General features: G+C 72.4%; 15 protein-coding genes. 3 read left to right on the top strand and 12 right to left on the bottom strand.

The annotated features are described in order from the left end of the window. Positions 1-12 precede the first annotated feature (12 nt). Positions 13-3,333 (bottom strand): S8 family serine peptidase, encoded by a 3,321-nt coding sequence (locus IE118_RS04230; RefSeq protein ID WP_189555855.1) that lies wholly within the window; start codon positions 3,331-3,333, stop codon positions 13-15. Between the two features lie 235 nt (positions 3,334-3,568). On the opposite strand from IE118_RS04230, the gene IE118_RS04225 reads away from it, so the two are divergent. Continuing rightward, entirely contained in the window at positions 3,569-4,018 is a 450-nt protein-coding gene (locus tag IE118_RS04225; protein ID WP_373303151.1) for an NUDIX hydrolase, read from the top strand. Between the two features lie 27 nt (positions 4,019-4,045). Here IE118_RS04225 and IE118_RS04220 read toward each other — a convergent pair whose 3' ends face one another. Then, positions 4,046-5,098 carry a putative endonuclease domain-containing protein gene (locus tag IE118_RS04220; protein WP_189555854.1) on the bottom strand — a complete coding sequence of 351 codons (1,053 nt, stop codon included), beginning with the start codon at positions 5,096-5,098 and terminating at the stop codon, positions 4,046-4,048. A 243-nt stretch (positions 5,099-5,341) separates the two neighbouring features. After that, positions 5,342-7,918, bottom strand: coding sequence for an aminopeptidase N (pepN, locus tag IE118_RS04215; protein WP_189555853.1), 2,577 nt, complete (start codon positions 7,916-7,918; stop codon positions 5,342-5,344). Positions 7,919-8,055: 137 nt separating this feature from the next. Here pepN and IE118_RS04210 point away from each other — a divergent pair, with 137 nt between their 5' ends. Continuing rightward, entirely contained in the window at positions 8,056-8,703 is a 648-nt protein-coding gene (locus IE118_RS04210) for a mycothiol-dependent nitroreductase Rv2466c family protein (protein ID WP_189555852.1), read from the top strand. A gap of 3 nt (positions 8,704-8,706) precedes the next feature. Here the strand turns inward: IE118_RS04210 and IE118_RS04205 are convergent, their stop codons facing one another. The 9 genes from IE118_RS04205 to IE118_RS34690 all read right to left on the bottom strand — a co-directional run bounded on the left by IE118_RS04205 (position 8,707) and on the right by IE118_RS34690 (position 17,399). Beyond that, positions 8,707-8,949, bottom strand: a complete 243-nt coding sequence (locus tag IE118_RS04205) for a hypothetical protein (RefSeq protein WP_189555851.1) — start codon at positions 8,947-8,949, stop codon at positions 8,707-8,709. A gap of 310 nt (positions 8,950-9,259) precedes the next feature. Then, positions 9,260-10,639 (bottom strand): amino acid permease, encoded by a 1,380-nt coding sequence (locus tag IE118_RS04200; RefSeq protein ID WP_189555850.1) that lies wholly within the window; start codon positions 10,637-10,639, stop codon positions 9,260-9,262. 137 nt (positions 10,640-10,776) lie between these two features. Then, on the bottom strand, positions 10,777-11,673 hold the full coding sequence (locus tag IE118_RS04195; protein WP_189555849.1) for a TauD/TfdA dioxygenase family protein: 897 nt from the start codon (positions 11,671-11,673) through the stop codon (positions 10,777-10,779). Positions 11,674-11,703: 30 nt separating this feature from the next. Then, positions 11,704-13,062, bottom strand: a complete 1,359-nt coding sequence (locus IE118_RS04190) for an LLM class flavin-dependent oxidoreductase (protein WP_189555848.1) — start codon at positions 13,060-13,062, stop codon at positions 11,704-11,706. Positions 13,063-13,195: 133 nt separating this feature from the next. Beyond that, the gene (locus IE118_RS04185; RefSeq protein WP_189555847.1) at positions 13,196-13,912 is read right to left on the bottom strand and encodes an ABC transporter ATP-binding protein; all 717 of its coding nucleotides are present in this window, start codon (positions 13,910-13,912) and stop codon (positions 13,196-13,198) included. After that, complete coding sequence (locus IE118_RS04180) at positions 13,888-14,748, bottom strand: ABC transporter permease (protein ID WP_189555846.1); 861 nt, start codon at positions 14,746-14,748, stop codon at positions 13,888-13,890. The genes IE118_RS04185 and IE118_RS04180 overlap by 25 nt, the downstream gene beginning before the upstream one ends. Then, on the bottom strand, positions 14,745-15,806 hold the full coding sequence (locus IE118_RS04175; RefSeq protein ID WP_189555845.1) for an ABC transporter substrate-binding protein: 1,062 nt from the start codon (positions 15,804-15,806) through the stop codon (positions 14,745-14,747). Before IE118_RS04175 ends, IE118_RS04180 begins: the two co-directional genes overlap by 4 nt. 210 nt (positions 15,807-16,016) lie before the next feature. Next, entirely contained in the window at positions 16,017-17,234 is a 1,218-nt protein-coding gene (locus IE118_RS04170) for an ROK family transcriptional regulator (RefSeq protein WP_189555844.1), read from the bottom strand. Between the two features lie 81 nt (positions 17,235-17,315). Then, positions 17,316-17,399, bottom strand: a complete 84-nt coding sequence (locus IE118_RS34690) for a putative leader peptide (protein WP_351804954.1) — start codon at positions 17,397-17,399, stop codon at positions 17,316-17,318. 302 nt (positions 17,400-17,701) lie between these two features. Here IE118_RS34690 and IE118_RS04165 point away from each other — a divergent pair, with 302 nt between their 5' ends. After that, positions 17,702-18,286 carry a biotin transporter BioY gene (locus tag IE118_RS04165; protein ID WP_189555843.1) on the top strand — a complete coding sequence of 195 codons (585 nt, stop codon included), beginning with the start codon at positions 17,702-17,704 and terminating at the stop codon, positions 18,284-18,286. Positions 18,287-18,343: the final 57 nt, after the last annotated feature.

The following is an 18,343-nucleotide window of genomic DNA, read 5'->3' as shown; positions in this document are numbered from 1 at the left end:
TGTGTCAGCCGCTTACGGGACGACCTTGCCGATCGCCACGTTGCCGAGGCCCGCGACCGTGCCGCGCTCGTTCACCAGCTGCACGCGTCCGAAGAACGCGCGTCCCTCGGGAGCCGCCGCGGCGACGGTGACCTCGCCGGAGACGGTGGCCGAGTCGCCCGTGCCCAGCTTCACCGGCGCGGAGCCGTCGACGCCGACGGTGCCGAGCGTGGAGGAGAAGAACACGTCCAGGTAGTCGTAGTCCGTCGAACCGGCCGGGACCGAGTAGCCGTCCACCTCGATGGTGTACGTGCCGGCCGCCGGGGAGGCGACGGAGACCGACTCCTCCGAGTCGCCGTCGGCGGACTGGGCGACGCGGTTGCCCGCCTGGTCGTAGACGGCCAGGTCCAGGTCGGCGGCGGTGTCGGAGACGTTGCCGATGGAGACGTCGAGCGACGCGGCACCCGCGGGCACCTCGACGGTCGTCGTCCGCTTCTCGCCGGTCCTGATGGCGGGACGCTCCGTCCTGGACGAGCCGAGCGGCCCGCCCACCAGCTTGCCGTCGATGGCGGCGGCCTCGTTCGTCACCGTCCAGGTGGCGGTGGCGGGCGTGCCGATCTTCGCCTCGGGCACCGTCACGGTCTCCGGGTCGAAGGCCGCGCCGAGCACGGCGACGTCCAGCTTGTACGGGTTGTCGAGCAGCGGCGACGTGCGGCGCGACTCGACCTCGATCTCCCAGACGCCCGGCTGCGGGTTCGCGTACGAACGCACGTCGGGGCGGCAGGTGTTGGCCGGGTTGCTGTAGTTCGGGTAGCAGTTGACCGTCGACGTCGGGTCGGCCGGGACACCGTAGGGGTGGATGGCGATGAACCGGGTCTGGCTGGTGGCCTTCAGCCCGCTCATCGCGATCTCCAGCGTCTTCGCACCCTCCGGCACGGTGACGAAGTAGGAGGTGCTGCTGTTGCGCTGGGCCGTGCCCGACGCGGAGAAGGTGTGCTGCAGCGGAGCCGAGACGACCACGGTGTTCAGGACCTGCCGGTCGACACCCTCGGTGCGCGGGTCGTCGACCTCGAGGATGGCGCTCTTGATGCCGGCCGAACCGGGCGCGGCCTGGACCTTGACGGTGACCGGCTTGTTCAGCGGCAGCACGACGTCGTCGTCGCCGACGATGCGGAAGGTGCGGCCCTCGTTGTTCTCGATGTCGAGTTCGTGGCGGAGCGCACGGTCGGGACCGGACGTACGGGTGATCGTGATGTCGTACGTCTTCTTCTGGCCGGCCTTCAGGCCGCCCTCACGGTCGTACAGGCCCGTGCCGGAGCCCGGGGTCTTCAGGAACTGGTCGATCGCGGTGTCGACCGGCGCCTGCACCGTGTACTCGTGCGCGGTGGCACCGTCGCGGATGGCGTCCCAGGCGTCCTCGATGTCGATGAGGCCGGCGCCCTCCTCGTAAGCCTGCACACCCTTGATGTGCTCGGCGGTGGAGGTGAGGGCGGTGCGCAGCTTCGCCGGGGTGAGGTCGATGCGCTTCTGCTTCGCGGCGGACAGCAGCAGCGCGGCGGCGCCGGTGGCCTGCGGGGAGGCCATCGAGGTGCCCTGGAGCATGCCGTAGCCGGCCGGCAGGTCGTAGCCCGCCTCGGCGACCGGGGCGCCCGGGACCCACGTCTGGATGGTGTTGATGGCCGCTCCGGGGGCGACCAGGGTCGGCGTGAAGCCGCCGTCCTCACGCGGACCGCGCGAGGAGAAGGGCATCATGTCGTACTTGGTGCGCACCTCGGAGCCGTAGTTGGCGGCCCAGGTCTCCTTGGAGGCGGTCGCGCCGACGGAGATGACCTTGTCCGACAGGGCGGGGTCGCCGATGGTGTTGGCGCCGGGGCCGGAGTTGCCCGCGGAGATCACCAGCTGGACGCCGTAGGTGTCGATGAGCCGGGTGTAGAGCTCCGCGCGGGCGTTGTTGCCGTCGTTGAGCGCCGGCAGGCCGCCGATGGACATGTTGACGATGTCGACACCGCGCTTGGTGACGAGGTCGATCATGCCCTCGGTGAGCGCCACGTTGGTGCAGCCGCCGGACCAGGTGCAGGCGCGGGAGGAGACGAGCTTCGCGCCGGGCGCGGCGCCGTCCATCCGGCCGCCGAACAGGCCGTTGGCGGCCGTGATGCCGGCGACGTGCGAGCCGTGCGAGCCCTCGATGACACCGATGTTGACGAAGTCGGCCTTCTTGCCGGTCCAGTCGCCGCCGTAGGGGTCCATCGGGACGTCCTTGCGGATCTCCACGACGAACGGCTGGCGCTCCACCACGTCGGTCTTCGGGTCGTCGGTGCCGAAGTACCCGATTTGGAAGCCGTCCTTGTACGGCTTCATCGGGGTGTCGTCGGAGAAGTCCCGGTTGTTGTTCAGGTCGACGCGGACCGTGCCGGCCTGCGCGTCGTAGAGCATGCCCCAGGAGTCGGTGGTGTCGCCGTCGCGGTTGGCGTCGCCGTCCGCGTCGCCGCCGGTGGTGTACGACTCCAGGAACGTGCTGATCTGGTACGTGCCCGCCGGGGCCGTCCAGGTCGCGCCGCCGTAGGTGAAGGTGGGCCCGGAGACGGAGGACACCATCGGACGCCAGGTCCGGTCGTTGTCGACGATCGGGTCGGTCGCCGTCACCCAGTCGACGATCTTGCGCTCGCCGGTGGTGGTCTTCTGCAGCGCGGGGTGGCCGAGGTCCACACCGGAGTCGAGGATGCCGATGGTGACGCCGCGGCCGTCCGCCTTCGGGTTGTCCTCGACGAAGTCGACGGCACCGGTCTCGAAGGACGGGTTGTACGGGTTCTCCGCGGGCGTCCGCCGGTCGGGGCCGGAGTAGGTCTTCTGGCCGCCCTTGCCCTTGCCCTTGGCGCTCTTCGTGGTGTCCGCGGCGGGCGTCGGGTCGTCCAGCGGGATCTCGTCGCGCAGGTCGACGCCGTGCACGGAGGAGAGCTTGGTGGCGGCGGCGATCGCCGCGTCGGCCTTGCCGGTGGGGACGGTGGCGCGGACGTAGCCGAGCTTGTCGTCGGTCCGGCCGACCGAGCCGCCCTTGACCGCGTTCAGCTGCTCGGCGACCTGCTCGGTCTTGCCGGGAGCGGTGGCGATCATCATCGTGACGTGCTTGGCGCCGTCGGCCTTGGCCTCCGCCAGCAGGTCGGCGTCGTCCGAACCGAGCTTCTCGGGGGCGGACTTGACGTCGGCGTCGGCCGGCGCGGCGGGCGGGGTGTCGGCGGCGAGGGCCAGCGGGACGGGCCCGGCCGCGGAGAGCGCGGCGACGAGACCGGCGGCCACGGCGATGCGGGCCACGCGTCTGGTGCCCGATATGGAATCGCGCTGGGGGGAGTTGGTCATCGGCATCCCTTGTAAGTAAAGGAACGATCGGCAGCGACCGGAGCCGATCGACCCTGGCCGTGAGGGTCCGGAAGGCGATCCCGGACGATCGTTGAGCCTTACGCAAGGTGCTGATGTTTGGCGAGGGTTGTCGGAAAGCGAAAGGGAGGTGTGGGGAAAACCCCCGGTGTGCTTATGGGGAGATGAGCGGCGAAGCCGACAAGTCGCCCCTGTGCGCACCGGTTAACGTCACCTGGTGCGAAAGAAGTTGAGGGTGGCGGCCTACGCCGTGGTGGTGCGTGACGGACAGCTCCTGCTCGCCCGTTCCCCGGGTCCCGGCGGCGTCCCGGAGTGGGTGCTGCCGGGCGGGGGCACGGAACACGGCGAGGACCCCTACGACACCGTGCGCCGGGAGGTCGAGGAGGAGACCGGTCACCTCGTGGAGGTCACCCGCCTGCTCGGCGTGCACTCCACCCGCCGCACCTTCCCCGCCCGCCTCGGCCGTACCGTCGACCACCACGGGATACGCCTGCTCTACGAGGCCCGCGTCACCGGCGGCGAGCTCCGCGACGAGATCGGCGGGACCACGGAACTCGCCGCCTGGCAGCCCCTCGACGCCGTCCCCGGCCTGGTCCGGGTCCGCCTGGTCGACATCGCCCTGCGCCTGTGGCGCGAACGCCCGCCGACGGGCCGGGCGCAGCCGTAGCGCGGTGGAACCCCTCCGGCCCACGGCCTAGCGGGGCAGGACGACGACGTACGCCGCCGGATCGCGGTCGGCCGCGGCGGTGAGTGCCGTACGCACCACCGCCGCCTGCTGCTCCGCCGCGTCCCGCAGTCCCCGCGGGGTGACGTGGACGACCGTGATGCCGAGGCGCTCCAGGAGCTCACGCCTGCGGGCGTACTCCGTCCACTGCACGTCGTCCTGGGGGCGCCGGCCCGGACGGGGCGCCCGGGTGTCGAGTTCCACCGCCACCGCCTGCTCCGGCCAGTACGCGTCCAGCCCGCCGAGGAGGGGGCCGCCCGGCAGCCGCAGGTCGACGTTCCAGCAGGGGTCCGGCAGGCCGTGGTCGCGCACCATCCGGTACAGCCGCGCCTCGGCCAGCGCCCGGCCCTCGGCCAGCAGCGAGTCCACCGCGTCCACCACGTGCGGCCGGTTCAGCAGCTTCGCGCCGGTCAGCTCCCGCACCACCGCCGCCGGGTCGCAGTGGCCCCCGCGCACCGCCTCCGTCAGCAGCCGGCGCACGAGGGCCGCGTCCTCGATGCCCGCCACCGCGTCGGCCAGCGCGCGCGGCACGGGTGCCACCGGCAGGCCGGTGACCTGCTCGGGGACGGGCAGGGCGGGCGTGCGGACGATCCGGGCGCAGCCCGTCGAGCGCAGCCGGCGCAGGCGCGGGACCAAGACGTCGAAGGCCTCCAGGGACGGCAGCGGGGGAGCGGAGGCGAAGCCGTGCAGGGTCAGCGCGGCCAGCCCGGTGATCATCGCCTCGCCGTAGGGGGAGGCGGGCGGCTCGTCGCCGCCGGGCTGGACGGGAACGCTCACGGTCCGCTCCCGGGCCGCGTACAGCAGCACCGCGTGCAGCCGCTCCTCGCTGGTCGGCGGACCCGGGTGGAGCAGGACGACACCCGGGAGGAGCTGCTGCCACGGTCCGCCGGGCCGGCACTGCTCACCGGCCGCCGCGGCCGGGACGCCGTGGGCGCGCAGCTGCGTGTGGGTCAGCACGCGGCGTCCGGCGCCGGTGGACAGGTGGTGCGGGGGGCGGGGGGAGAGCGGCGTGTTGTGGTTCATGACCCGCAATTTCCCGCGTCCGGACCGCCCCGGAACCCCTGTTACACGTCCGTCGACGAACAAGGACAAGCCCGTACTTAAGGACGCGTGTTCGGACACCGAAAACCCCTGGTCCGTTCGGGTGAGGGCCAGGGGTTACGGCTTGATTGCCCGCGTTCGGTAACGACCGCGGACACCGGTGTCCGCACCGTTGCGGGGCCCGGCGGCGGAGGGTGCCGCCGGGCCCCGCGGTGGTGGCCGGGGTCAGCCGGCCGCGGTGTCGCAGGCCTGGCCGCGGAGTGCGCGGGCCAGGTCGTCGCGGGACTCCAGGACCAGGCGGCGCAGGGCCGGGGCCGCGTCCTCGTGGGCGGTGAGCCAGGCGTCCGTCGCGTCCAGCGTCGCCTGCGAGTCCTGGAAGGACGGGAACAGGCCCCGGACCACGTCCATGCCGATCTGGATGGACCGCTCGCTCCACACCCGCTCGATCGCCGCGAAGTACTTCTCCGCGTACGGCGCGAGCAGGTCCCGCTGCGACGGCTGGGCGAAGCCCGAGATCGTCGCCTCCACCAGCGCGTTGGACAGCGCGTCCGACTCCACCACGCGCGCCCAGCACTGCGCCTTGACCGCCGCCGACGGGCGGGCGGCCAGGCAGCGCACGTGGTGCCGCTTGCCGGAGGCGGTGTCGTCGCGGGCCAGCTCCTCGTCCAGCCGCTTCTCGTCCGCCACCCCGTGGGCGGCCAGCGGCTCCAGGAACGCCCAGCGCAGCTCCTGGTCCACGTCCAGACCCGGCAGGGTCACCGTGCCGTCCAGCAGCGAGGACAGCAGCTCGAAGTCGGCCGGCGCGTCCGCCGTGCGGGCGAAGAACCTCGCCCACGCCAGCTGGTGCTCGCTGCCCGCCCCGGCCGCCCGCAGTCCGGCCGCGGCGCCCTCGGCGAGCCGCCGCCCGGCCCGCTCCCGCCGTTCGGGCGCGGTGTAGTGCACGGCCGCCGACTCCGCCCACGCGTGCAGCATCTGGAGCACGCCGATGTCGGACTCGCGGCCCGCGAAGCGCAGCACCAGATCGGTGAAGTCCCGGGCCGGCAGCAGCGCGTCGCGCGTCATGTTCCACAGCGCCGACCAGCACAGCGCGCGTGCCAGCGGGTCGGTCAGCGCGCCGAGGTGCTCCCGCAGCGTCGCCAGCGACGTCTCGTCGAAGCGGGTCTTGCAGTACGTCAGGTCGTCGTCGTTGACCAGCACCAGCTCCGGCGCGTCCGCGCCGGCCAGCTCCGTCACGACCGTACGCGCCCCGTCGACGTCCGTCTCGGCCTGCGCGTACCGCTCCAGGGTGCCCGCCCCGGTGCGCCGGTACAGGCCCACCGCCACCCGGTGCGGGCGCAGCTCGGGGTGCGACTCGGCGGCCTCCTGCACGACCGCGAGCTCGTCGATCCGCCCGTCCGCGTTCAGCAGCACCTGCGGCGTGAGCGAGTTGACACCGGCCGTCTGCAGCCACGAGCGGGCCCACGCGCCCATGTCCCGCCCGCTGGTCTCCTCGAGGACCGACAGCAGATCACCGAGCCGGGTGTTGCCGTACGCGTGCCGCTTGAAGTAGCGGCGGGCGCCCTCGAGGAAGGCGTCCTGGCCGACGTACGCCACCAGCTGCTTGAGCACCGAGGCGCCCTTGGCGTAGGTGATGCCGTCGAAGTTGAGCTTGGCGTCCTGGAGGTCGCGGATGTCCGCGGTGATCGGGTGCGTGGAGGGCAGCTGGTCCGCCCGGTACGCCCACGCCTTGCGGCGGTTGGCGAAGGTGATCCAGCCGTCGGTGAAGCGGGTCGCCCCGACCAGCGAGAACGCGCCCATGAAGTCGGCGAAGGACTCCTTCAGCCACAGGTCGTCCCACCACTCCATGGTGACCAGGTCGCCGAACCACATGTGCGCCATCTCGTGCAGCACGACGTTGGCCCGGCCCTCGTACGAGGCCCGCGTCACCTTGCCGCGGAAGATGAACTCCTCGCGGAAGGTCACCATCCCCGGGTTCTCCATCGCGCCCAGGTTGTACTCCGGCACGAACGCCTGGTCGTACTTGCCGAACGGGTACGGGTAGTCGAAGTGGTCGTGGAAGAAGTCCAGGCCCTGCTTGGTCACCAGGAACACGTCGTCGGCGTCGAAGTGCGGGGCGAGCCCCTTGCGGCACATCGCGCCGAGCGGGATCTCCAGACGCGTGCCGTCCTCGAGGACCCGCTCGTAGGTGTCGGTCACGTAGTGGTACGGGCCCGCCACCACGCACGTGATGTACGTCGAGATCGGCTTCGTCTCGGCGAACCGCCACACCCCGTCGGTGAGTTCACCGGCGCCGTTGCTCCACACCGTCCAGCCCTCGGGCGCCCGCACCTCGAAGCGGTAGGGGGCCTTGAGGTCGGGCTGCTCGAAGTTGGCGAAGACCCGACGGGCGTCGGCGGGCTCGTACTGGGTGTACAGGTACACCTCGCCGTCCTCCGGGTCGACGAAGCGGTGCATGCCCTCGCCGGTGCGGGAGTAGGCGCACTGCGCGTCGACGACCAGCTCGTTCTCGGCGGCGAGGTCCTCCAGCAGCAGGCGCGAGCCGTCGAAGACCTGGCCGGGGTCGAGGTCCCGCCCGTTCAGCGACACGGCCGTCACGCCCGGCGCGATCAGGTCCGCGAAGCTGCTCGCACCCGGTTCGGCGCAGCGGAACCGCACGGTGGTCACGGAGCGGAAGGTGCGCGGGCCCTCGCCGCCGCTGTCGCCGACCGCCGACCGCAGGTCGAGGGACACCTCGTAGCCGTCGACGGACAGCAGTGCTGCCCGCTCCCGGGCCTCGTCGCGGGTCAGGTTCTCACCGGGCACGGGCGGACTCCTCATGCGTCGTCGACAGGGATGAACAGCACCGATCCTGCCATGTGCCCCTGACGCGGGTCAGCCGGGAATGGCCGGGACGGGCCGCGGCGTTGTCACCCGGAGAAGCTGCCTTCACGAGGAGTGACATGCCGGACAAGTCTTCCGCCACGCCCGTCGACTTCTGGTTCGACCCGCTGTGCCCCTGGGCCTGGATGACCTCCCGCTGGGTGCTGGAGGTCGAGAAGGTGCGGGACATCGAGGTCCGCTGGCACCTGATGAGCCTCGCGGTCCTCAACGAGGACCGGCTCGACGAGCTCCCCGACGAGTACCGCGAACTGCTCGAGACCAAGGCCTGGGGCCCGGTCCGGGTCGTCATCGCGGCCCAGGAGGAGCACGGCGCCCAGGTGCTCGGCGACCTCTACACCGCGCTCGGCACCCGCATCCACAACAAGGACGAGGGCCCGGGCAGGGAGACGGTCGCCGCCGCCCTGAAGGACGTCGGCCTGCCCGAGTCCCTGATGGAGCACTGGGACTCCACCCCGTACGAGCCGCAGCTGCGCGCCTCCCACCAGGAGGGCATCGACAAGGTCGGCCAGGACGTCGGCACGCCCGTGATCGCGGTCCCCGGCGCCGACGGCGAGCAGATCGCCTTCTTCGGCCCGGTCGTCACCCCCGCCCCGAAGGGCGAGGAGGCCGGCCGCCTGTGGGACGGCACCCTCGCGGTCGCCTCCGTCCCCGGCTTCTACGAGATCAAGCGCAGCCGCACCAAGGGTCCGGACTTCAGCAACCTGTGAGGCTCACTCCGGCGGCAGCAGTTTGACGGGGCTGGGGAACGGATTCGTCCGCCCCCACCGGCGCAGGGTCCGGCAGCGCCGGCCGGACTCGGCGTCCACCACGTTCTCGCAGAGCCAGAGGTCGTACACGGCCCGTAGGCCCAGCTGCTGCTTGGCCCGGGCCTGTTCCTGCGGGGTCATCAGCCGGTGTTGGTGCGGGCCGCCGCAGGTCGAGCAGAGCAGCGTCATCGTCCTGGTTGTCGCCACCGCCCAACGATGACCCGGATCGCCGCATACCGGAAGCCCCCGCGAGTCATGTCCTCGCGGGGGCCTCCCTCTTTCCGCCTGCCGGGTGAACGGTGAGAAGACGACCACGAGGCAGGACGCTTATTGCACACTACTTGCAACTACACGCTAGCAGCGGCAGGCGTCGCGCGGCGGCCCGCGGACACGCGGAACGGGCGCAGTGACAGGGCGCACGGACAGGACACACGGACAGGGCGCAGGGACAGGGCACGCGAAACGGCCCCCGCGCGTCCGCGCGGGGGCCGTCGAGGCGATCGGTCGGGCGGGCGGGTCAGCCCCGGGCGCGCGCCCGCTGCCAGGCGTATCCCGCCGCCGCCAGCGCCAGGGTCATGCCGCCCGTCGAGTAGAGCTGCACCCGGGTGTCCGGCTCCCGGGCCATGAGCACGAAGACCGCCGCCATGCCGGCCAGCGCCACCCACGTCAGCCACGGGAAGGCCCACATCCGCACCGTCAGCTTCCCGGGCGTCTCGCGCTCGAGCCGGCGGCGCAGCCGCAGCTGGGAGGCGGCGATGAAGATCCAGACGACCAGGATCACCGCACCGATCATGTTCAGCAGCCAGGTGAACACGTCGTCGGGACGCCAGTAGCTCAGCAGCACGCACAGGAAGCCGAACACGGAGGAGGCCAGGACGGCGATCCGCGGCACGCCGCCCGACACCCGGCTCAGGGCCCTGGGGCCGTGGCCCCGTTCCACCAGCGAGTAGCCGATGCGCGAGGCGCCGTAGATGTTGGCGTTCATCGCGGACAGCAGCGCCACCAGCACCACCACGTTCATCAGCTGGCCGGCGCCCGGGATGCCGAGGCGGTCCAGGGCGGCGACGTAGGGGCCGTCCTCGACGACCGCGGGGTCGTCCCACGGGACCAGGGTGACGACGACCGCCATCGAGCCGATGTAGAACAGCGCGATCCGCCACATCGCCGTGCGGACCGCGCTCGCCACGCCCTTGACCGGGTCCTCCGACTCGGCCGCCGCGATGGTCACCGTCTCCAGGCCGCCGTAGGCGAAGAGGGAGGCGAGCAGCCCGATCACCAGGCCCTCGCCGCCGTGCGGGAGGAAGTCGGTGAGGTGCGAGGCGCCCGGGGAGTCGGTGCCCGGCAGCACGCCGGCGAGGGCCAGCACGCCGAGGCCCAGGAACAGGGCGATCGCGCCGACCTTCAGGGCGGCGAACCAGAACTCGAACTCGCCGAAGTTCTTCACCGCCGCGAGGTTCGTGCCGCAGAAGAGCACCATGAACAGTGCCACCCACGCCCACTCGGGCGTGCCCGGCAGCCACCCGGTGACGATCTTGGCGGCGCCGATGCCCTCCAGGCCCACCGCCGTGCACAGCAGCACCCAGAAGGCCCAGCCGGCGGTGAACCCGGCCCACGGGCCGAAGGCCCGCTCGGCGTGCGCGGAGAAGGAACCCGACGACGGGTGCGCCGCCGACATCTCACCCAGCATTCGCATCACCAGCATCACCAGGAGGCCGGAGAGGGTGTAGGCGAGGACGATGGAGGGCCCGGCGGCGGCGATGCCCGCGCCGGAGCCGACGAACAGGCCGGCGCCGATCACCCCGCCGAGGGCGATCATCGACAGATGGCGCTGCTTCAGGCCGTTCGAGAGGGAGGCGCCGTCCGGCTTCGGGGGCGTCTCGACGGTGGTGCTGGGCATGGGCGCGGTTCGTCCAATGCGGGAGATGACAAAACGCCGCCCAGTCTGGGCGGCCTCCGCGCGTTCACGGGGAGACCGCCCAGCATGTGGACGGCAGTCATCCGGAGGGTGATGATCCGGTTACTGCGGGGTCCCGGTCACGCCGCGACCGACGTGTAGTGCGAGGCGTCCCCCTCGACCGCGTAGGACCGCTCGCCGTCGATGCCGACGGGGATGTCACCGGCGACGGTCACCCGGTGCAGCCGGCGCGGCAGGCCGCCGTAGTTGTCGATGGCGTAGTGCTGGGTGATGCGGTTGTCGAACAGCACCAGCTGGTTCGGCGACCAGCGCCAGCGCACCACGTTCTCCGGCCGGGTGACGTACGCCTGGAGCAGGTCCAGCACCTTGCGGGACTCGCCCCGCGACAGGCCGACGACGCGCTGGGCGAACCCGCCGATGAACAGCCCGCGTTCCCCGGTCAGGGGATGGACCCGGACCACCGGATGGACGGTGCGGTACGTACGGGACGTGAACTGGGCGCGCCGGGCCGCCTCCAGCTCGTCCACGGCCTCCTCCGGCACGGCGTAGTCGTAGTCGTTGGTGTGCTCCGCCCACAGCGTGTCCGCGAGACGGCGCAGCGGCTCGGGCAGGTCGCGGTAGGCGGCGGCCGCGTCGGCGATCAGGGTCTCGCCGCCGTAGGGCGGGATCGTGATGCTGCGCAGGGTGCTGGCCTGCGGCGGATTGAGCACGAAGGTGACGTCGGTGTGCCAGTTGTTGGCGGCCCGGCCGCCCTCGCTGTCGACCGGCAGCACGCTCGGGGCGCCGTCGACGGCGGGGACGGTGGGGTGGGCACCGGTGAGGTCGCCGAAGTGCCGGGCGAACGCCTGCTGTCCCTCGTCGTCGAGGTTCACGTCGTCGAAGAGGAGGGTCTTGTGTGCGTTCAGGGCGTCGCGGATCGCGGCGACGGTCCCGTCGTCGAGCGGCTGGGAGATGTCGACGCCGGAGACCTGGGCGCCGATGTGCGCGGTCACCTTGGTGATCTTGAGGTCGGTCATGGGTGCGGGTTCCTTTCCGGAAGGGGCCGGTCAGACGAGGGCTGCGGTGGGGGAGACGGCGGTGGCGGTGGCGGTGTGCTGGTTGGCGGGGCGCGGGAGGCCGTAGCGCTCGCGCAGGGTCTGCCGCGGCCCGTACTCCGTGCGGAGCAGCCCCCGGGCGCGCAGGATCGGGACGACGTGGTCGACGAAGGCGTCGAGGCCGGACGGCAGCACGGGCGGCATGATGTTGAAGCCGTCGGCGGCGCCGAGCGAGAACCACCGCTCGATGGTGTCGGCGACCTGCTCGGGCGTACCCGTGAAGGTCAGGTGGCCGCGGCCGCCGCCGAGCCGCCCGATCAGCTGCCGCACGGTGAGCCGCTCGCGCCGGGCCAGCTCCACGACGAGCGTGTAGCGGCTCTTGGCGCCCTCGATGGCCTCCTCCGGCGGCAGTCCGTCGGGCAGCTCGGCGTCCAGCTCCAGTGAGCCGGGCGCCAGGCGCAGCAACTCCTCGAGGTGGCGCACCCCGTGCTCGTGCACGATGTGGTCCTCCAGCTCCCGCTCCCGCCGCCGCGCCTCGGCCTCGGTGGAGCCGAGGACGGGCACGATGCCGGGCAGCACCTTGATGTGGTCCGGGTCGCGGCCCTCCGCCGCCGTACGGGCCTTGAGGTCGGCGGAGAAGTCCCGCGCGCCGGCGAGGGTCTGCTGCGCGGTGAACACCGCCTCCGCGTACCGGGCGGCGAACCGCTTGCCGTCCTCGGAGGAGCCCGCCTGCACGAGGAGCGGGTATCCCTGCGGCGTGCGGGGCACGTTGAGCGCGCCCTCGACCCGGAAGTACGTCCCCCGGTGCCGGGGCGGGTGGATCCGGGCGTCGTCCCCCCACACCCCGGCCGCCTTGTCGGCGACGACGGTGTCGTCCTCCCAGCTGTCCCACAGCAGGCGGGCGACGTCGAGGAACTCGGCGGCTCGCGCGTATCGTTCGGCGTGCGCGGGTTCCGCCTCCAGACCGAAGTTGCGGGCCGCCTGGGTACCGGCGGTGGTGACGATGTTCCAGCCGGCCCGGCCACCGCTGATGATGTCCAGCGAGGCGAACCTGCGGGCCAGGTTGTAGGGGGAGTTGTAGGACGTCGACGCGGTCGCGATCAGCCCGATGTGTTCGGTGGCCGTCGCCAGCGCGGTCAGCAGCGTGAGCGGTTCGAGCGCGCCGGCCGGGCGCTGGGCCACGCTGTTCCACAGCTGGGGACCGTCGGCGAGGAACAGCGAGTCGAAGGTGCCCCGCTCGGCGGTGCGGGCGAGGCGTACGTAGTGGGCGAGGTCGACGTGCGCGTGCGGATCGCTCTCGGGCAGCCGCCAGGAGGCCTCGTGGTGGCCGGTGTTCATGAGGAAGGCGTTGAGGTGGAGCTTCCTGGTCATGGGGGTCCCTCCTTCGGGACGGGGAGTGGCGTGCGGGCACGGGCGGCCGTGCACCGCCCGTGCGGCGGGTGCGGACGGGGCCTGTTCGGGGCTTGGGGTGCGGGGGCGGCGGCGCGCGCGGGACGGCGGGCGTTCACGCCACGGCCTCGGTCACCCCGAGCGCCCGCAGCAACCGCGTCCGGTACGCCGCGTGCGCACCCGCCTCGCGCTCGATCGTCAGGTCGAGCCCGATCCGCCCCCGTTCCAGCACCAGCACCCGGTCCGCCAGGGCCACCGCCTCGTCCACGTCGTGGGTGACCAGCAGCACCGACGGCCGGTGCCGCTCCCACAACTGCCGCAGCAGCGCGTGCATCTTGATGCGCGTCAGCGCGTCCAGCGCGCCGAACGGCTCGTCGGCGAGCAGCAGTTCCGGCTCCCGCACCAGGGACCGGGCGAGCGCGGCGCGCTGCGCCTCACCGCCGGACAGCTCGTTCGGCCAGGCGCGCTCCCGGCCCGCGAGGCCGACCTCGGCGAGCGCGGCACGGCCGCGTTCCCCGGCGTCCCTGCCGTCGAGACCCAGCAGCACGTTGGGCAGGATCCGCCGCCAGGGCAGCAGCCGGGAGTCCTGGAAGACCACCGACACCCGCTCGGGCGCGGTGAGCGTGCCGCTGCCGGCGACTCCGTGGTCGATGCCCGCGACGGCGCGCAGCAGGGTGCTCTTGCCGGAGCCGCTGTGCCCGAGCAGCGCGGTGAACTGTCCGGCCGGCAGGTCCAGGTCGATGTCGTCGAGGACCGTACGTCCCTCGAAGGACCGGGTGAGGCCGCGCAGCCGCACGGCGGGCCGGGTCAGCTGCTCAGTGTGCGGCGCCATGACAGCACCCTCCGTTCGATCAGGCGGACCGCGGTGTCCGAGACCAGGCCGAAGATGCCGTAGACGACGAGACCCACCAGGATCACGTCCGTCTGGCCGTAGTTCTGCGCCTGGAACATCAGGTAGCCGAGTCCGCTGGTGGCGTTGATCTGTTCGAGCACGACCAGGCCCAGCCAGGAGCCGGTCACCCCGAGCCGCAGTCCGACGAAGAAGCCGGGCAGCGCGCCGGGGACGACGACCTGCCGGATGAACGCGAGCCGGGACAGGCCCTGCACCTCGGCGAGTTCCACGAACCGGTGGTCGATGCCGGAGAGCGCGGCGTGCGTGTTCAGGTAGATCGGGATGTAGACGACGATGGCGATGATCGCGATCTTGAAGGTCTCGCCGATGCCGAGCCACAGGATGAACAGCGGGATCAGTCCGAGGGTGGGGACCGCCCGGTTGAGCTGCACGCTGCCGTCGATCAGCGCCTCGCCGGTCCGGCTGAGCCCCGAGGCCAGGGCGAGGAGGATGCCCGCGGTCAGTCCGATGACGAAGCCGGAGCCCGCCCGCCGCAGCGAGGTGAGGATGTCGTCCGCCAGGGTGCCCTCGGTCCACAGCCGGGCGCCGGTCTCCAGCACCGTCCAGGGCGCGGGGACGGCGCCGGGGTCGAGCTCTCCGGCGGCGGAGGCGGCGGCCCACAGGACGAGGACGAGCGCCGGTCCGAGCAGCCGGGTGGCGGGCAGCCGCCTGCCGGGGGAGAGGCGCCGCCGCCGGCGGACCCGGTGCCCCTCCTCGGCGGTGGACGGCGCGGTGCTCCCGGGCGGGGTCGCGGTGGTCGTGGTCACGGCGGTCATGTCCGGTACTCCTCGGGTACGGCCTCGGCGGCGAGGGACTCGAAGCGCCGGTCGAAGAGGGTGGTGACGTCGAACTTCTTCACGTAGCCGCCCTCCGCCAGCAGATCGGCGGTCTCCTGCTCCCAGGCGATCGCCTCGTCCCAACTGGGGGAGAACAGTGGCTTGTTCGCGAGTTCGGTGATCGACTCGGCCTGGGCGAGGGTGAGGTTCTGCGTCTTGACGAAGTACTCCCTGTTCCACACGTCGGGGTGCTCGTACTGCCACACCGCGCCCTTGGCCCAGTACGGGATGTACGCGGCGACCGCGGCGGCCTTCGCCCGGTCGGCCAGCACCGTCGTGGGCGCCCACAGCAGGTTGAGCAGGTCCACCACGTCGGTGGGGATCGTGCGGGCCCCCTGGGACCCGTACTGCTTCAGGTAGGACGGCGCCTGGCTGATGCCGAGCGGCGCGATGTCGACCTGGCCCGACTGCAGGGCGGTGAGGAACTGGTTGCTGGTCAGCGGGATCAGCTCGGCGTCCTCGTACTCCAGCCCGGCCTCCTTCAGGGCGCGCAGCAGGACGACGCCCTGGGCCTGCCCCTGGGAGAACGCGAGCCGCTTGCCGCGGAAGTCCCGCACCGTGCGGATGGCGCTGCCGGGCCGAGTGGCGAAGAGGTAGTTGGGCCTGCGGGTGATGTTGATCGCGACGATCTTCGCGTCGAAGCCCTGGTAGTGGGCCTGGATCGGCGGGATGCCGGCGTTGTTGGCGAGGTCGAGGGACTTGGCGCGGAAGGCGTTGATGACATCCGGACCGGCCCCGATGTTCAGCCAGTCGGCCACCTCGAAGGGCAGGTCGTCCAGTCCGGCGAGCTTCAGCTGGATCTGCTGGAAGTTCTCGAACGAGGAGATCTTCAGGCTCGTACCGGCCGGGACCTTCTTGGCCGGCGGGGCCTTCAGTGACGCCTCGTCGGCCGCGGCGCCGGCCTCGGCGCAGCCGCTCAGTCCGGCGGCGGCGGTGACACCGAGCACGGAGGCGAGGAAGCGCCGCCGGTCGAGACGGGACGCAGGGGGTGCGGGCATGAGGGAACTCCCGGATTTCACACACATGACACAGGGCAGGAAGGCAGACGGAATTCAGGGCGGAAAGAACCGCGGAAGAGAATTCACGCAGAGGAGGACGGACGCTGCGGATGCTCGCGCGTCAACGTGTCAGCAGCAGAGGGTGCGACAGCTCATGACCAGCATGTTCCTGTCCGGGGAAGAGGCCTGTCAATATTCGGAGTTTTTGAATTAATTAAGCTCAGGTGAAACGGCGAGAGGGTCCCGGTAGAGGACGTCGAGGGCCACCGCGCCACCGGCCACGGCCAGCAGCGAATCCGGGAAACTCGCCGGGACGACCGTGGCCGCCCGCTCGTCGTCGAGCTCCCCGCGCAACGCCGCGAGGCAGTCCGGCCGGTGCAGGACACCGGCCTCGGTGACGACGACGCTCTCCGGGTTGAGGACATCGGTCAGCAGCCCCACCGCGCGCCCCGTCATACGGGCCCGCTCCCGCAGCAGCCGCGCCGCCACCGGATGCCCGGCCGCCGCCGCGTCGACGACCCGCGCCGAGTCCGTGCCGCCGCGGATCCCGGCCTCCAGGGCCCGCCGGCACAGTGTGCGCTCGCTCAACTCGGCCTGCAGGCAGCCGGTCCGGCCGCACGGGCAGGGCTCGGTACCGCCCGCGAGCGGCAGATGGGCGATCGTCCCCGCCTGCGAGCGGGGGCCGTGGTGCACCTCGTCATGGGTGGCGAACGCCGCGTCGACCAGGTTGCCGGCGAACAGCAGCAGCACACTGCGGCTGCCGCGCGCCGACCGCCCGAACAGCCGCTCCGCACCGACCAACGCCCGCGCGTGCCCGTCCACATGGACCGGCAGGCCGGTGTGGGCGCCGAGCGTCTCCCGTACCGCGACGTCCCGCCAGCCGAGCAGCGGATGCTCGACGACGGTGCCGGCCTGCCGGTCCACCCAGCCGCCCGCCGCGAAGCCGACCGCCAGCGGGCGGGCGTCCGGCAACCCGTCCAGCAGCGCCGCCAGGGCGTCGGCGGCCCGCGCCAGCACCCGGGACGGCTCGGTGTCCGCGTGCGGCAGCCGCCGCTCGGCCACCACCCGGCCGCGCGGATCGAGCAACGCCACCGTGGTGTACGGCACGGACACGTGCACCCCGCCCACCACCAGCCGCGACGCGTCCACGTCCACCGGCACGTGCGGCCGTCCGACCCCGCCCGAACGGCGGGGAGCCGCCGCCTCCCGGACGAGCCCGAGCCCTGCCAGCCGGGCGCAGTGGTCGGTCACCGCGGCGGGTGACAGCCCGGTGAGCCGGGCGACGGTGCTGCGCGCCACCGGCCCGTGCTCCAGCACGCACCGCAGCACGACACGGGCACTGGTCCGCCGCCGGTCGGGATCGGCGGCACGCGGTACGGGGGCGGAGAGGGAGGGGGAACGGGAAGGGGGTGCCACGGTATGAAGCATGGGGAACGTCCTCGGGAACGGGTCCGACACTGCGCCGACGTACGGGAGTCGGGGCGCGCCGGATCCGCTCGGCCCGCCCCGCTAGCGGAGGCGACAGGCGGCCGCGCCGACGCGTCGCAGGTCGACGTGGCGACGCGAGGTGAAGTTCCGGGACTGGGCGACCATGGCTCGAAGCTAGCAAACGGCCCCCGCCCTGCCCAGACGCCGACCGACGGGCGAGACGGCGACCGCGCACCCCGGCGGACCGTTTGGCGGTTTTCTACAGCAGCCCATGTCCGGCCGGGTGTTGGCGAAACCACCTCACCTCCGTGACCGGCATCACCTCGCACCCCTGGCCGTCACCCTTCTTTGTCCGGAGTCCACCAAGTCCGTGTTCGTGCCTTTGTCGAGCGCTGACGGTGATCGGCGCACGGGAGCCGGTATAGCGTCGCGGTGTCCCCAACCGCCCTCATCCCCGCGGAGACCCCATGAGCACCGCTTCCGTCACGTCCGCCCGATCCGGACAGGTCCTCGCCGACCTGGTGCCGGCCTCCCGCGTCCGGGACGCCGTGCTCGTGCTCGGCGGTGCCGCGTTCACCGGCCTGGCCGCCCAGATCGCGGTGCCGGTCCCCGGCTCCCCGGTGCCGGTGACCGGCCAGACCTTCGCGGCGCTCCTCGTCGGCACCACCCTCGGCGCGCGCCGCGGATTCGCCTCCCTCGCGGTGTACGCGCTGGTGGGCATGGCCGGTGTGCCGTGGTTCGCGGAGGGCAGGTCCGGGATGGCGATGCCGTCCTTCGGCTACATCCTCGGCATGCTGCTGGCCGCCGTCGTGGTGGGTGCGCTCGCCCGGCGCGGCGCGGACCGCTCCGCCTGGCGGACGGCGGGCACCATGGTGCTCGGCTCGGCGATCATCTACGCCGTCGGCGTGCCCTACCTGGCCCTCGCCACCGGCATGTCCGCCTCCGCCGCGATCGCGGCCGGCCTGACCCCGTTCCTCATCGGCGACGCGCTGAAGGCGGCGCTCGCGATGGGCGTGCTGCCCACGGCCTGGAAGCTCGTCGACAAGCGGTAGCCGCACGGTTCGCAGGGAAGAGGCCCGCCGGTCCGCACCGACCGGCGGGCCTCTTCG

The sequence above is a fragment of the Streptomyces pilosus genome (assembly GCF_014649835.1).
In the GTDB taxonomy this organism is placed as follows: Bacteria; Actinomycetota; Actinomycetes; order Streptomycetales; family Streptomycetaceae; genus Streptomyces; species Streptomyces pilosus.
The sequence above is the reverse complement of the archived record's forward strand: the minus strand, read 5'-3'. Positions and strand labels throughout refer to the sequence as shown.

What these genes read in the sequence shown, in the direction of transcription:
- IE118_RS04200 (WP_189555850.1), bottom strand. Translation starts at nt 10,639, where the DNA reads ATGCCCAGCACCACCGTCGAGACGCCCCCGAAGCCGGACGGCGCCTCC.
- IE118_RS04180 (WP_189555846.1), bottom strand. Translation starts at nt 14,748, where the DNA reads ATGACCGCCGTGACCACGACCACCGCGACCCCGCCCGGGAGCACCGCG.
- IE118_RS04190 (WP_189555848.1), bottom strand. Translation starts at nt 13,062, where the DNA reads ATGACCAGGAAGCTCCACCTCAACGCCTTCCTCATGAACACCGGCCAC.
- IE118_RS04195 (WP_189555849.1), bottom strand. Translation starts at nt 11,673, where the DNA reads ATGACCGACCTCAAGATCACCAAGGTGACCGCGCACATCGGCGCCCAG.
- IE118_RS04210 (WP_189555852.1), top strand. Translation starts at nt 8,056, where the DNA reads ATGCCGGACAAGTCTTCCGCCACGCCCGTCGACTTCTGGTTCGACCCG.
- IE118_RS04170 (WP_189555844.1), bottom strand. Translation starts at nt 17,234, where the DNA reads ATGCTTCATACCGTGGCACCCCCTTCCCGTTCCCCCTCCCTCTCCGCC.
- IE118_RS04220 (WP_189555854.1), bottom strand. Translation starts at nt 5,098, where the DNA reads ATGAACCACAACACGCCGCTCTCCCCCCGCCCCCCGCACCACCTGTCC.
- IE118_RS34690 (WP_351804954.1), bottom strand. Translation starts at nt 17,399, where the DNA reads ATGGTCGCCCAGTCCCGGAACTTCACCTCGCGTCGCCACGTCGACCTG.
- IE118_RS04165 (WP_189555843.1), top strand. Translation starts at nt 17,702, where the DNA reads ATGAGCACCGCTTCCGTCACGTCCGCCCGATCCGGACAGGTCCTCGCC.
- IE118_RS04175 (WP_189555845.1), bottom strand. Translation starts at nt 15,806, where the DNA reads ATGCCCGCACCCCCTGCGTCCCGTCTCGACCGGCGGCGCTTCCTCGCC.
- IE118_RS04185 (WP_189555847.1), bottom strand. Translation starts at nt 13,912, where the DNA reads ATGGCGCCGCACACTGAGCAGCTGACCCGGCCCGCCGTGCGGCTGCGC.
- IE118_RS04230 (WP_189555855.1), bottom strand. Translation starts at nt 3,333, where the DNA reads ATGACCAACTCCCCCCAGCGCGATTCCATATCGGGCACCAGACGCGTG.